Below are 13,597 nucleotides of genomic sequence, written 5' to 3' on the forward strand. Positions count from 1 at the left end.
TTCCTATCATGGCCACATGGATGAGGCCACCTATAAAAAAACACGGAGGTAACACAAATGATTATCAATCACAATATCACAGCTCTTAACACACACCGTCAACTAGGTGCAGCAACAAACGCACAATCTAAATCAATGGAAAAACTTGCATCAGGTATGCGTATCAATCGTGCAGGTGACGACGCTGCTGGTCTAGCAATCTCTGAAAAAATGCGTGGACAAATTCGTGGTTTAGATCAAGCTTCTCGTAATGCTCAAGATGGCATTAGCTTAATCCAAACAGCTGAGGGTGCATTGAACGAAACTCATGACATTCTTCAACGCACTCGTGAGCTTGCTACTCAATCTGCAAACGATACAAATACTACAACAGACCGTGGTGAGATTCAAAAAGAACTTGACCAATTAATCGATGAAATTGATCGTATTGCTGGAAACACTGAGTTCAACACAAAGAACCTTACAGGAGCTAAAGATGCTGGTGGAGCATTCACTGGTGTAGCCCAAACTTTCACATTCCATATCGGAGCGAACGAAGGTCAAAGCATTGAATTATCTATCAATTCTATGGATGCTGGAAACCTAGGAACTAGAGCAGCTGATGGAACTATGACTACTTCAATTAAGAGTTTAAAAACTGCAGCTGATGGAACTGGTGGAGCTCTAAAAACACAAGCTGGTGCTGATGCAGCAATCACTGTCATTAACAACGCTATTGAACAAGTTTCTGCTGAACGTTCTAAGTTAGGTGCAAACCAAAACCGCTTGGAGCACACAATTAACAATTTAAGCACTTCTTCAGAAAACCTAACAGCTGCTGAATCACGTATTCGTGATACCGACATGGCTAAAACTATGATGGATCAAACTAAGAATTCAATTCTTTCTCAAGCAGCACAAGCAATGCTTGCACAAGCTAACCAACAGCCACAAGGCGTTCTTCAATTATTACGTTAATAATAGAGAAAGGGGATCTTCTTTTGAAGGTCCTTTTTTGCTATAAAGAATTTTTATATATAATGGATAAATAAGCCCTTCTGAGAGGGCTTATTTTGTTGTATGTAAACTAATCATTGAGTTTCAACTTTCTTAACTAACTCCGTAATATCAATATCTCTGTTCGAAGGGTTAACCCCTTCCCACCCCCTCACTATGATGGTAAAATAAATTTTTTTGGATACATAGAACATCTAGGGGGAAAAGAGAGAATGGCAGATATATTAGCATTCTTATTTTTTTTTTGGATCAGGAGCTCTTCTTGTGACGGCGATTATTTTCTTGGTGGAGAAGAAATTCAAGAAAGCTCTTATGATGTTGGGACTTATGCTTGTATCATTGATTCTATTTATCATAGGGGTCATGTTTACGGATATAGGGATGGAAGCAACTACTGAAGAGGTGGAAGAAGACGTGATTACGGTCTACGTCACGGTTTAGGGAAATCACACCCATGAATCGACTACAGGATAAACTAACAGTACCATTAATAAAAAATAAAAAGAGCCAGGATAATTTTCTGGCTTTTTTTGTATGATAATTTATATTTTTGAATTAACCTTCTTAACCAACTCCGTAATATTATTATCTTCGTTATAAACCACTTGATCTATACGAAAATCCTCACTAGCTGCAAAGCTAATTTTAATCTGCTGGATCCATTCGTAGGCAGCAATGGCTGCAGTACAGTCAGGATCCTTTTTAAATTCAGAATTCGGAACAGGGAAGTTTCCACTTTGCATGAAGTTAGCACCTTTGGAATGTAAGTAAACTTTGATATTAATGTACATCACTTGGATTCCCTTTCACAATCATCCTTACCTGAGTCTACGCATTCTGAAAAATTTTCAGTCCACTGTTTTTGTTCTCCACTACTCATTTTCGACCATTCATATTGATCAACAAATCCATCTCTATTTAAATCATTTGATTTAGTTTGCTTTTGTTGAGATTCCTGGGGTTTTTGTTGCGCTTGTTGTTGTACTGCCAATTGGGCCTGTCGTTTTTTTTCTGCGATCCTCTCACGTTCTTTTCTTTCAGCCTCTTCTTTTGCTTTCTTTTCTGCTATCATTCGTTCTTCTTCTTTTATTTTCTGTGCTTTAATGATTTCCTTTTTTTTGATTTCTTCTTCTTCGTATTTAATTTCTGCAATTACCGTTTCCAGCTTATCGAGTCTATTGTCTTTTCCGATAGTGGTAACTTTTCCATGATTGCATCCACCTAATAAAGATATTGCTAGGACAATAGGAAATAGAATTTTTCTCAATTCTCATCCTCCTCATATAAATCATCGACCTTTACACCTAATAATTTAGCTAATTTAAACGCCTTATCGATTGTAGGATAGTTTCTCATATTTATCCAGTTGGAAATTTGTTGTGATGAAACACCTATTTTTTCAGCTACATATTTACTCTTCAGCCCTTTTTCTTTAATGATTTCTCCTATTAAGCATTTCATCTTATCACCCTATAAAGGTATTCTCCTTGTGATATGGATATCCCTCTATAAGAAAATCTGTAAAAAAATATAAGTTTATTTATACAGACAAGCAATGTTTTAGGCTAATGGCCATACAATGCATTATACAAAGAATAGGAGAGTGAACAACATGGATCCATTCACATTCGGTATTGTAGCTGTTGGTGCTACTGGTGCTTCATTAATCGGTATTTCATTATTAGATGGTGCTGGCTTCAAAATAAATGATACGGCATTACTTTTATTCATGGAAATAGCTAAGTACGGAGGAATACTATTTCTCCTAAGAGAACTTAGTAAACTATTCTTGTGAAAACAATCCTTTCTGGATGGCTACAGACAGAAAGGAGATATGTGAAGCATATCTGGTTTCATCTTGAAAGAAGTAAAAAGAACAAGCTACAACTCAACTACCACCTAACATTGTATTGTTCAATGAAGAATACACCTTATGTATTGTGCAATGAAGTCTTCTTTCTATAATTCAATGAAGGAGTGATTGTATGTTTTTTCATAAGAGTACAAAGAAAGCTTTTAAACCATTGCAGGACTTCCTGGAAGAATGGAGCAATAATCCAGAAGATACTGAAGAAACTTTAAGCCAGTACATGTACATGTTTCATGATGAAGAAAAAACATACTACAAACACTTTGGAAACCGTGAATACTTCAACGTTTGTAATGACGGTACAACAGAAGGGGAAATTGAAGATTGGAGGAATTGGAATGATTGAATGGTTAGCAATACCAGCAATGGCATTTGGCGCAGCTCTACTCCCAAAGAAAAAGTTAACTGATCAGAAAAAGATACAAAGTATTTTTGAAAATAGAAAAGTTGGTATCAATAAAGGTGACACATTCCTACACCCTAAATTAATCCGCAAATATAATCACAACACTTACACCACTTATATTTACTCCTTGCCGTTAGGCGTACCTTCAGAAGCTTTTGAATCCTTTATCCCTGTTTTAATAGATGGAATTAATAAAGATGTTGAAATTGAATTTGATGGAGTATTAAAAATCAATGTATTTGAGCAGGGGCTGCCGAGTAGTTGGAAATATGATGATGATCTATTAAGGCCCGATACATGGGAAATCCCAATTGGTAAGAACCATAAAGGTACTTTGTATCATGATTTTGAAAAATACCCACATATGCTTGTAGGTGGAGTTACCAGATTCGGAAAAACTGTTTTAATCAAAGAGGCTTTTTATACTTTGCTAATGAACCAGATTAAAAATGTTGAGTTTTACTTCCTCGATTTAAAAGGCGGTTTAGAGTTTGGGAAATATCAGGGTTTGCCACAAGTGAAGGCGGTTGCAAGTGATGTTTTTGAAGCAGCTGAAGTATTATTTGGGATCGTGGAAGATCTGAAGAAGCGTGAGAAGATCTTTAGGGAAAAGGGCTATACAAATATTGTGGATACGCCTATCACCAAAAGAACATTTGTCATTGTGGATGAAGGCGCAGAACTAAGCCCGAATATTATTGCTGGAGAAGGAAAGAAATACGCTAAGTTCTGTCAGGCAGCTTTATCCGAAATATCTAGAATAGGTGGAGGGTTAGGACTAAGGCTAATTTATTGCACTCAGTATCCCACTAAAGAAGCTGTCCCTATGCAAGTTAAAATGAACATTGTAACCAGGATCTCATTTATTGCGGCTGCTCAAATCGCAAGCATGGTTATTTTAGACGAAAAGGGAGCAGAAGACTTACCGAGCATTCCAGGGCGTGCCATCTATAAAATTGAGAAAAATAGAATCGTGCAAGTTCCGTATATAGATGATAAATATATGTTCAAAAAAATGGAGGAAAGAGAAAATGACATCATTCAAGCAGCAGCGTATCGAAAGCCTGTTAACGACAATAGACCGGCTGAATATGGCGAAGATAAGACACCTCCAGCAAATCCATGATTTGAAAAGCTACCGTAATGCCTGCCGAGTTATAAAACAATTGGATCCATTCATCCACGAAACTTTCTTCGACAAAGAAAAGGTAATTTATTTAAATAAAGCCGGAAGAGAATTAATCGGATCAATTAAGGAAGTGAAAAGAAATTCCCTGATGGAGCACACTCTTTTGTGTAATGAAGCTTATTTATACTTTAATTGTCCGATTGATTGGAAGACGGAGTATAGGATTGAATCTAAGGAAGCAGTGCCTACATTTGGTATTCAGTTCATGGGACTCTCACCAGCTAAAAAGAGAATAATAAGCGATGCATACTTTAATCGAAATGGATATATGCATCTTATTGAAATAGATAATACAAGAAGCATGAAAGATAATCAGAAAAAGGTCGATGCATATTCACAAGTTTTGCAGGATCTTAGAAAAGATACGGTTCCTATACTCTGCATTTTCACAACGAATCAGGAAAGAAAAAGGAAGTTCGAATTATGGTTAAAAGAGAAGAATATCAATGGCCAGGTAAAAACCTTTTCTGAGATTATTTAAAAAGTAATTATAATTACCTATTGGAAAAAGATCACTTGAAACAGAACGGTTGTTCGTATATAATTTATATATCGAATGAATCAGACAAAAAGAATCACCTTCGTCTTTGGGGAGAAAAAGTGATTCTCATTTATATTTATATCTTATTTAATATCTCTATTTAAAATGAGTGGTTGCTATATAAACTCAAGTTCATTCTCTTTAATCGTTCATAATGAAATGGAACATCGGTTCTTTGGAATGAGAAATCCAAACTTACTTTATAGTAAACTGCTAATGAATAAGGCATAATAATCCATTTGTCACTTCCCTTGCTCATATATGTTAAATGCAGCTCGAGTGACTCCAAGAATATTAGCTGCATGTTCTTTAGTTAAGTTCTTTTTTATCCTTAGTTCCGGAAGTCGGATTGTGGCGGTAGAAGGAGTGTCAAAATTTGAAAAAGCCTGTAGATCTAGAAGAATTAGCAAAGAAGTTAGGCATCCACATCAATCAATTTAAGTTAGAACTAACTAGGCTTTATTCTGATTCACAAGACGAAGAGAACGAACATAAGCAATAATACCTTTAGTCTCATCTTCTGTTAAATTCATTCCGTCAATTTGGATATTGAATTGTTTTAATAATTCCTCATCAGAAAGATCTATATTTTCGATAAAGTCATCTTCTACTGGAGTTGGCTTTTTTGATTTTGAAACATATTCTGAAGAATCTTCTTTTAATATTAGTGGCTTATCATCAGAAATAACATAAGGTCCTTCAAGTAATTCTTCTTCATCCCAGTATCCGCAAGCAACCATTAATTCCACATATGAAGTTGAAGTTAAAAATCGAGCTAGTTCTTTTAATGTTTCCATAGAAGGTTTTTGAATTTCTTTTTCAATTCTAGAAATTGTTGCAGCAGTTATACCTGATTTTTCAGCTAATTGCACTTGTTTAGTAAAACCAGAAGCTATTCTGTTTCTCTTTATAAATTCCCCATATCCCATGTTCATCTCAAATCCTCCATTAATATTCTCTAATATATTTTTTATTCTCTATGTTTAAATTCTTTATGTTATGACCTATCATTATCCAAAGTGTACGACTTATGATAAGGTCTAAAGAAAATATACCAAACTTTTTACGAGCGCGCAATAAACTAAAAGTAATAAAAACTTACGCAAAAGTAATTTTTTTAAAACTTTACGCAATTAATTATTGCGCGCGCGTAATTTTTGGTATATATTGAGTTCAACAGGAAAATATACCAACTTTTTTAAGGAGGTGATGTTATGGAAGATAAATTAGAGAAAGTTGCTTTACGCCTCAATGAAAAAGAGCTTAGGATAGCAGCGATCGAACACAATCTTAGAACCGACAAGCAGATTGCAGAAGCTATTGGAGTTTCAAGCACTCAACTCTGGAAAGCAACTTTGCCCATCAATGACCCAAGGCACAATACACCAGGTCCCGCATTTATCGCAGGAGTTTTAAGAGCATTCGGTGAGCCATTCGAAAGATTCTTTTTTTTAGAAGAAAAACTTACGAGGTCGTAAATCCAGAAGGGTGACAATAGAATGATAGATATTTTCCTAATTTACTTAATGGTAGTTTTGCTGAGTATCGTTACTGGTAGCTTTCTTGCAGATGAAAGACTTAAAGGAGGTGAAGACAATGAGTGAAGTAACTGTTTGGTATATGACTGAAGAAGAGCGTCTTGCTTACATTCAAAAACATCCGATCGTACCTTCAGAGGAAAAGCCAAATAAAAGCGGAGCGGCTTTCTCAGACATTCTTGCTTATGGTGAACGTCGCAGGAAATTGGAGGAGGTGAGAAAGGGTGAAGATCAAATCTAAAGAATGGTTAGCAATGTCTGAGGTTGATCGCTATATGGAAATTCATCGTGCTTATATCCGAAGTCAAAAATTTCATCAAAAAAGGAGCTGAATATTATGGGTGAAAAAGTGATCAAATCATTTGAGGTAGTTGCTGAAGCCACTAAACCATTTATTTATAAATTCGAGGTTGGTAAGGAGTTTGGTGGACAAGCTGTGGATGACATCATCGAACACAACGGAGTGTTTAAATTATTTAATCGCAATGATGAACTTATCACTGAAATTCAATTACCTGTTGTCGGTGTGCAATACGAATATCCAGTTAGTGAGGCGATGTAAATGCGGGTGATCTTTAAAACATTAACACTTGTTAACTTTAAATCCCACCGTGATATCACTGTTAACTTTGGCGAGAGAACAGATATCACGGGGGACAATGCCGAGGGAAAATCCACAATTTGCGAAGTTCCCTCATATGTATTTTATGGCACAGATGCCCTTGGAAGCAAATTGGACCCCACGCCAATTACTTACGCAGCAGAAGAAACAAAGGTTTCACTTTTATTAGAAATTGATGGGAAAGAATTAATGCTTGGTCGAAGCATTAAGAAAAATAAGACTACCTATTATGTGAATGATGTTCCTTCAAAAGCTGGTGAGTTTAATGAAGTGGTTGAGAAACTATTCGATAAGGACTTGTTTCTTTCCTTATACAACCCTAATTACTTTCCATCGATGCATTGGGAAAAACAGCGTTCTATGCTTCTGCAATATGTCACATCTCCAGTAAGTAAAGATGTACTAAAGCATATGCCGGACGAGCAAAGTAAATGCCTATCAGCATTATTAAAAAAACATAGTTTAGAAGATATCAAGAAAATTCATGCTGAGAATAAAACCAGCTTGGATAAAAAATATATTGCTGCACAAAGCCGGACAAAGACTTTGAAAGAACAGCTAGACCAAATAGCCCCAACAGTTGCACTTGATTCATTGAAGGTCGAAGAAGCCCAGTTACTCAAACAAATAAAAGAAATCGAAAAGCTCACAGATTCTGCAGGTGATACTAATCGAAAAATCAACACGCTAAATACCCGCATTCGTTCGATGTTAGCTGAACGTGAGCAGATGAAAGAAGACTTCCAAAGGTTGAAGGATGAAGAAATTCAAAGCTCTTGCCGAGTATGTAGACAACCTTTAAAGGATGAATCTTTAGAATCAGCTGAATTAGAAAAGCAGGAGAGAATTAATAAGTTCAAAGAAAACTATAATGTCCAGGTCATTCAGCGTAAAGAACTGGAAGAGGAACTTGCGAAGCTTGAATACATTGACGTCTCTGAACAGATTGAAAAAGTTAGGGAGCTTGAGCGAAACCGAGAGCCTTTGCTTCAAGAAATCAGAAATCATGCCCAGTATGAACAGCTTTTATCTCAGGTTAATCAAGCACAGGCTGATGAAAACGAAACGCTCCAATCGCTTAATGAGTCAATCTTCATCTTGGATAGTGTGAAGGCATTCAAGGCGAAAGAAGCTGAATTACAAGGTGAAAAGGTACAAGCTCTTTTTGATACTCTGTCTGTTCGTCTCTTTGAAGAACAGAAGAATGGTGAGATGAAAAACACCTTTGAAATTGAGCTTGATAAGAAACCGTATCGCAAGCTTTCAACAGCTGAAGGTATTAGGGCAGGATTGGAACTTCGAGACGTTCTATCACAGCAGAGCGACCTTATAACACCTGTTTTTGTGGATAATGCCGAATCGATAACAAGCTTTAAGCAGCCAGTTGGTCAGCTGATTGTTTCTAGAGTAGTGGCAGGTCAGGAATTGAAAATTGAAGGGGTGGAAGCTGAATGAAATCAGGTAAAAGACCCACTTTAAACCAACGAAAAGCCATGGAATGGGCAGGAGTCAAAGACACTAATGAGTGGTTAGTTATTAAAAATCTTCCTGGTGAATTGCACATCATCCATCGGTACACAGGTCAAATCAAGGAGTTGCCCAATGGCTAATCTAGAACATCCGGATGTTACTGAAGTCAATAAAACCGGCTATGCAAATCTTGTTGCGCAGCCGGAGCACTTCGGCACTGATTATTTCGGAAATGAAGTCCTTAAAGGTGATTCAGTTGTCCTTGATCCTAGCAACGGTGAAATGGTTCTAGAAGATAGTTTGGAAGATTATCTGATAGAAGTTAAAGGATTTCAATTTAAAACTGCAGATTAATAGGGGGAAACATAAACATGGCAAACAATAACTCGATCGTTCAATATACACCGGAAATCAACGAAGCTTTTAAACCAGAAGTACTGCAGGTCATTCGTAATTCTATTGCTCCAACAGCTAATGATCAAGAGTTTCTTTTATTCGCACATAAGGCTGCAAGTTACGGCCTTGACCCATTCAAAAATGAAATCTTTTTCATCAAGTATGGCAATACAGCTCGCATCCAATTTGCTGCAGAAGCGTACCTTTCAAAAGCCCGGGAACAAGTAGGATTCCAGCCACCTGACACTCAAATGGTTTGTGAAAATGATGAATTTAAAGTGGCTAAGAACTCTGAAACCAAAGAACTTGAAGTGGTTACTCATGAAATTGGATTTCCTCGTGGTGAAATTATTGGGGCCTACTCAATTTCTTACCGTGAAGGGCAGCGTCCGGTAACAGTCATTATGGATCGTGCTGAAATTGAACATATGTTCAAAGGTCAAAACAAAGATAACTGGGTTAAATGGACAGCTGATATGTTCGGAAAACATGTGCAGCAGCGTGCATTAAAAAAGCAGTACGGCCTAGAGTTTGGTGATGAGGATATCCCACAACCAGCAGGAAATGTAGTTCCAGAATACAAGCCAAAGGAGCGCAAGGATATTACTCCTAACCAGGAAGTTATCGATAATCCTAATAAGCCGAGTAAGCAAAAGAATGAAGATGCAGATGCTATCGATGAAGCAAAAACAGAAATGGTCAAGAAATTTGAAAGGCTCGGCATTCCTAAAGGAAAGGCTCGAACCGAGTACATTGAAAAGAATGCTCGAGACATTAAAGGAGAACCTACCTTGCCACAGCTTCTCGGATTACTTGAATTAATGGACATGCACATCGATATGCAGGATGCACAGCATGCTGATGCTGACGAATTGGAATGAGGTGTAGTGAATGGGAGCTTATATTAAGCCGGAACACTTAGCTTTTCTTGAAGAAGTAAAGGCAGTATTTGAAGTAAACTGTCGCCGAGAGACTCATCAAAATGAAGAGGGAACGCTAATTGCTCTAAGGTTCGGTGCAGATCGTGATTGTATAAATGTTTTTGAACTGGGTGAAGAAATTGCCTTCTTTACTCAGCAAATTGAACCGAATCCGAATCCAAGATTAGAAGTTATGGAGTTTTCTAGGGACATGGAAGTTCAGCTTCAAAAGAATGACCATAAAAAGGGTTGGATTCAAGAGAATTATGATTTTCTTATTCGTAAGATTGGCACACACGGCATGAAACTACATGAGGAACTTAGCAAGTTAGATAAGGACAAAAGTAAAATTATTTCTTTATGCGCCAACATCGCCAATTACGCCATGATGATCGCAGACAATGAGGGCGAGCATTTATGAAAGTAGACATCTTAGCTAGTGGTTCGGGCGGCAACGTGATTGCTGTCCGGTCCTCTGGGAGTACCATTTTAGTAGATGTAGGTATCGCAAAAACAAAGATTGAAAAAAGGCTGCTGGAGGTCGGGATTCGTCCCGACTCCATAGATGCCATTCTAATCACACATGCACATTCAGATCATGTAAAAGGTCTTCCATTAGCCAATAAATATCAAATTCCCGTTTTTGCTAGTGAGGGTGAATGGAAAAGCATTCAGGGAGTAAACGAAGAACTGAAGCACATTATTGTTGGCAACATGTTAGTAAGTGATTTTGATGTAACGCCATTTAAAGTCCATCATGATGCTTTTCAGCCTTTAGGGTATGCAATTGTGGATAAGGTTGGGGACAAAGTTTCTATTTGCTTGGACACCGGAAAAGTAGATTCAGAAATGATAGAAACAATGAAGTATAGCAATTTCTTTATCATAGAATCGAATCATGAACCGGCCATGCTCCAACATTCTAATTATCCCAATAGCGTAAAGGCACGTATCCTTTCTGACATTGGACACTTAAGTAACAAACAAACCGCGGAAGCTCTATCAAAGCTTGTTAAAGGCATTGGGGAGAAGATATACCTTACCCACTTATCCAGTAGCAACAACATGCCCGAGCTAGCGAGATTAACAACAATAAGGGCTCTGAATAAAAAGGGATTAAAGGCAGGAACACATTATGAAATTGAGGTGTTTTAGCGCTTGAAGATATTAAAGAACGGATGAAGCTAAATGGCAAATCCACAAAAGGAAAATGGATATACCGCAGTTGCAAATGAATTATTAGAACAAATCATGAAGATTAGTTTAAATGGTACCCAGTTTCGAATTGTATTGGCTGTATGGCGTTATACGTATGGGTTTAGACGAACAGCGCATACCATGCCTCTTTCGTACATTGCATCAAAAATTGAGGCAAGCAAAGGCCAAGTACAAAATGCTCTGGACCAACTAATTAAGAAGAAAATCATTGAAATAGTCGAGGATTCCAAAGGGGGGAGGAAATTGAGAGTGAACAAGAACTATGATGAATGGGAATCCAAAGAAACTCCGGTTCCTGTAACATCAGATTCAAAGTCAGTTAAGCCTAAGAAAGTGGCCAAGAAAAAGGTGTATGAAGAAGACAACTCTTATTACAAAATGGCTGTTTACTTTCATAATCTGGTCAAAACTGTTGCGAAAGAAGCTGGAATTGAACATTTGATTGCCCGTGCTAATTTACAAACCTGGGCAGATGACTTTAGGAAATTAGTTGAACTCGAAAAGGTTGATAAACGTCTTGCTAAAGACGTCATGGATTGGGTTGTAACGGATGACTTTTGGAGAACGAATATTTTATCTGCTTCCACATTTAGAAAGCAATTTGCAAAACTGGCAATGAAAATGGCAAGCCAAAAGAAACCTGCCCAGCCTATTAAACAAATAGATTCCCGCGATAAGGACATTGAGTTTCAACAGTGGGTAGCTCGAGGTGGAGATCCAAATGATTTCAACTGGAACTGAAATGGCTCCCGAACAATCGGTTTTAGGAGCAGTATTCTTGGAACCAGATGTTCTTGATGAAATTACATTCTTGGAAGAACGGGATTTCCTCATTCCAAAGCATAAAGAAATTTATAAAGTAATGAGATTCCTAGAAAAACGGGGAAAACCTGTGGATATCATTACGGTAACTGAGGCTTATGTTAAGTTCGGGGATATCCAAAAAATTGGTGGTGTTCAGTATTTATCTGAATTAGCTGCATCCTGTCCCACCACAGCGAATGTTAAATACTATGCTGAATTGATTCGTTCAAAGGCAATGGAACGTAGGATTAAAGATACAGCCCAAATCATTGAGGGAATGTCCCGGGATGATTATGAAACAGATGAAGAATTCTTTTCATATGTAGAGCAGCTGGTGACCGAATTAAGGCCAGTCGATAACGCCAAGATGCTCAGCTTTTCAGAAACTAGGGAAGAATATTACACGCATTTGAAAACACCAGCAGAGTTCATTAAGAGTGGATTTTCCGAATATGACAAGTGGGCACAAGGGTTATGGAGAGGTTGGCTTTTCATTAGTGCAGGACGTCCTTCAGTTGGTAAAACTGCATTGGCTTTGCAAAGAATAAATGGGGTCGCTAAGCAAAAAGAAGGTGTGGTACTTGTTTGGAGTCAAGAAATGAAAAGAGATTCCTTAAAAGATCGGATGATATCTGCTGAAACAGGCATTCCATTCCAAAGAATCAAAATGAAAGACTTGAACCAAAAAGAGCAAAAGCTTGTTGATATGGCTTATGACAACTTTGAATATCTGCCAATCTTTATGCAAGATAGCTCAGGAGTCACAATCGATGAAATCAAGGCTACCGCCAAGCAGTTTAAGAGGAAGCATGGAAAAATCGCCATGATCGTGGTGGATTATCTGCAAATCATGAATATCCCTCAGACAAAGGGTGATACCCGTGCATTGGCCATAGGAAGAGTTACAGGCCAAGCTAAACAAATAGCTATGGAATTGAACTGTTGCTTTATGATGCTGTCACAAATGACCAGGGATTCTGATAAAGGTGGAATACCAAGAAGGCCGGTGTTAGCGGATTTAAAGGAATCGAGTTCAATCGAACAAGATGCGGATGTAGTTGAATTTCTTTGGAGTGAGGGCGAAAGAACATCTCAGGGAAAGATCATCAATCAGACTTTTGCAAAAGGTAGAGATATTGGTGTGAATGAATTTAAATTACTTTTTCTTAACTGGAAGCAAAAATTTACTGAATTACCTGATCAGATTAAAAAATAGTGAAAGGGCGGTAAAACAATGGGCGAAAATGAAATGTTATTCGAAGCTGGTGATTGGGTCCGTATACCACATAAAAATAACTCCATTGGATTTATCACAACTATATCTGAAGTAAATGGTAACTGTCGTGTAAGGACTCTGGTTGAAAATAAAGAAATTAACCTGTGGATAGACCTTTATAAACTTTCCGAATGTAAGGAACTTGCTCTGGAAAAAGAAGACTTCGATGAAATCATTAACATGGCATTACATCATAATGATGAGCAATGGTTCAAAGATTCACACGCAAGAATACCAGTTTTTCTAAAAGACATTTTTTTTAACCAAAAACTTACGAGGTCGTAAAAGATATGAATTTATATCAGGCTACTAATCATCAACTCTACCAAATAGCCATGGACAGCAATAATA

At 37.4% G+C, this 13,597-nt stretch carries 22 protein-coding genes; 18 read left to right on the plus strand and 4 right to left on the minus strand.

What is annotated here, in order from left to right:
• The first annotated feature begins 57 nt into the window (after positions 1–57).
• Together hag and J7E52_RS10855 are read left to right on the plus strand one after the other, a co-directional pair.
• Entirely contained in the window at positions 58–957 is a 900-nt protein-coding gene (gene hag / locus J7E52_RS10850; RefSeq protein WP_214745885.1) for a flagellin Hag, read from the plus strand.
• A gap of 303 nt (positions 958–1,260) precedes the next feature.
• Positions 1,261–1,437 (plus strand): hypothetical protein, encoded by a 177-nt coding sequence (locus J7E52_RS10855; RefSeq protein ID WP_214745888.1) that lies wholly within the window; start codon positions 1,261–1,263, stop codon positions 1,435–1,437.
• A gap of 101 nt (positions 1,438–1,538) precedes the next feature.
• Here the strand turns inward: J7E52_RS10855 and J7E52_RS10860 are convergent, their stop codons facing one another.
• From J7E52_RS10860 to J7E52_RS10870, 3 genes are read right to left on the minus strand one after another with little or no spacing between them, the layout of a single operon-like run.
• Positions 1,539–1,787, minus strand: coding sequence for a hypothetical protein (locus tag J7E52_RS10860; protein ID WP_214745891.1), 249 nt, complete (start codon positions 1,785–1,787; stop codon positions 1,539–1,541).
• Positions 1,787–2,263, minus strand: coding sequence for a hypothetical protein (locus tag J7E52_RS10865; protein ID WP_214745893.1), 477 nt, complete (start codon positions 2,261–2,263; stop codon positions 1,787–1,789). The genes J7E52_RS10860 and J7E52_RS10865 overlap by 1 nt, the downstream gene beginning before the upstream one ends.
• Positions 2,260–2,457, minus strand: coding sequence for a helix-turn-helix transcriptional regulator (locus tag J7E52_RS10870; protein WP_214745895.1), 198 nt, complete (start codon positions 2,455–2,457; stop codon positions 2,260–2,262). Before J7E52_RS10870 ends, J7E52_RS10865 begins: the two co-directional genes overlap by 4 nt.
• A gap of 151 nt (positions 2,458–2,608) precedes the next feature.
• Here J7E52_RS10870 and J7E52_RS10875 point away from each other — a divergent pair, with 151 nt between their 5' ends.
• The 4 genes from J7E52_RS10875 (at position 2,609) to J7E52_RS10890 (ending at position 4,942) form a co-directional block, all read left to right on the plus strand.
• The gene (locus J7E52_RS10875; RefSeq protein ID WP_214745898.1) at positions 2,609–2,791 is read left to right on the plus strand and encodes a hypothetical protein; all 183 of its coding nucleotides are present in this window, start codon (positions 2,609–2,611) and stop codon (positions 2,789–2,791) included.
• A 190-nt stretch (positions 2,792–2,981) separates the two neighbouring features.
• Positions 2,982–3,212 carry a hypothetical protein gene (locus tag J7E52_RS10880; protein WP_214745901.1) on the plus strand — a complete coding sequence of 77 codons (231 nt, stop codon included), beginning with the start codon at positions 2,982–2,984 and terminating at the stop codon, positions 3,210–3,212.
• The gene (locus J7E52_RS10885) at positions 3,205–4,398 is read left to right on the plus strand and encodes an FtsK/SpoIIIE domain-containing protein (protein ID WP_214745904.1); all 1,194 of its coding nucleotides are present in this window, start codon (positions 3,205–3,207) and stop codon (positions 4,396–4,398) included. Before J7E52_RS10880 ends, J7E52_RS10885 begins: the two co-directional genes overlap by 8 nt.
• Complete coding sequence (locus J7E52_RS10890; RefSeq protein WP_214745907.1) at positions 4,304–4,942, plus strand: replication-relaxation family protein; 639 nt, start codon at positions 4,304–4,306, stop codon at positions 4,940–4,942. Before J7E52_RS10885 ends, J7E52_RS10890 begins: the two co-directional genes overlap by 95 nt.
• 512 nt (positions 4,943–5,454) lie before the next feature.
• Here J7E52_RS10890 and J7E52_RS10895 read toward each other — a convergent pair.
• A complete protein-coding gene (locus J7E52_RS10895) occupies positions 5,455–5,937 on the minus strand; it encodes a helix-turn-helix domain-containing protein (RefSeq protein ID WP_214745910.1) in 483 nt (160 codons plus the stop codon).
• A gap of 279 nt (positions 5,938–6,216) precedes the next feature.
• Between J7E52_RS10895 and J7E52_RS10900 the strand changes: the two genes are divergently transcribed.
• From J7E52_RS10900 to J7E52_RS10955, 12 genes are all read left to right on the plus strand, one after another.
• Positions 6,217–6,480, plus strand: a complete 264-nt coding sequence (locus tag J7E52_RS10900; protein WP_214745913.1) for a hypothetical protein — start codon at positions 6,217–6,219, stop codon at positions 6,478–6,480.
• A 118-nt stretch (positions 6,481–6,598) separates the two neighbouring features.
• Positions 6,599–6,781 (plus strand): hypothetical protein, encoded by a 183-nt coding sequence (locus J7E52_RS10905; RefSeq protein WP_214746372.1) that lies wholly within the window; start codon positions 6,599–6,601, stop codon positions 6,779–6,781.
• Positions 6,782–6,877: 96 nt separating this feature from the next.
• Entirely contained in the window at positions 6,878–7,102 is a 225-nt protein-coding gene (locus J7E52_RS10910) for a hypothetical protein (protein ID WP_214745916.1), read from the plus strand.
• Positions 7,103–8,617 (plus strand): AAA family ATPase, encoded by a 1,515-nt coding sequence (locus tag J7E52_RS10915; RefSeq protein ID WP_214745919.1) that lies wholly within the window; start codon positions 7,103–7,105, stop codon positions 8,615–8,617.
• Positions 8,614–8,772 (plus strand): DUF6906 family protein, encoded by a 159-nt coding sequence (locus J7E52_RS10920; protein WP_214745922.1) that lies wholly within the window; start codon positions 8,614–8,616, stop codon positions 8,770–8,772. Before J7E52_RS10915 ends, J7E52_RS10920 begins: the two co-directional genes overlap by 4 nt.
• Entirely contained in the window at positions 8,765–8,986 is a 222-nt protein-coding gene (locus J7E52_RS10925) for a YqaI family protein (RefSeq protein ID WP_214745925.1), read from the plus strand. Before J7E52_RS10920 ends, J7E52_RS10925 begins: the two co-directional genes overlap by 8 nt.
• Before the next feature lie 17 nt (positions 8,987–9,003).
• Complete coding sequence (locus J7E52_RS10930; protein WP_214745929.1) at positions 9,004–9,909, plus strand: RecT family recombinase; 906 nt, start codon at positions 9,004–9,006, stop codon at positions 9,907–9,909.
• A 10-nt stretch (positions 9,910–9,919) separates the two neighbouring features.
• On the plus strand, positions 9,920–10,369 hold the full coding sequence (locus J7E52_RS10935) for a hypothetical protein (RefSeq protein ID WP_214745933.1): 450 nt from the start codon (positions 9,920–9,922) through the stop codon (positions 10,367–10,369).
• Positions 10,366–11,103: an MBL fold metallo-hydrolase gene (locus J7E52_RS10940; RefSeq protein ID WP_214745936.1), complete on the plus strand. Its 738-nt coding sequence runs from the start codon at positions 10,366–10,368 to the stop codon at positions 11,101–11,103. Before J7E52_RS10935 ends, J7E52_RS10940 begins: the two co-directional genes overlap by 4 nt.
• Before the next feature lie 33 nt (positions 11,104–11,136).
• Complete coding sequence (locus tag J7E52_RS10945; RefSeq protein WP_214745939.1) at positions 11,137–11,907, plus strand: replication protein; 771 nt, start codon at positions 11,137–11,139, stop codon at positions 11,905–11,907.
• On the plus strand, positions 11,888–13,186 hold the full coding sequence (locus J7E52_RS10950; protein WP_214745941.1) for a replicative DNA helicase: 1,299 nt from the start codon (positions 11,888–11,890) through the stop codon (positions 13,184–13,186). Before J7E52_RS10945 ends, J7E52_RS10950 begins: the two co-directional genes overlap by 20 nt.
• An 18-nt stretch (positions 13,187–13,204) precedes the next feature.
• The gene (locus tag J7E52_RS10955; RefSeq protein WP_214745944.1) at positions 13,205–13,531 is read left to right on the plus strand and encodes a hypothetical protein; all 327 of its coding nucleotides are present in this window, start codon (positions 13,205–13,207) and stop codon (positions 13,529–13,531) included.
• Positions 13,532–13,597: the final 66 nt, after the last annotated feature.

Origin of the sequence: Bacillus sp. ISL-34, from assembly GCF_018613325.1 — a bacterium.
GTDB lineage: Bacteria > Bacillota > Bacilli > Bacillales > DSM-1321 > Peribacillus.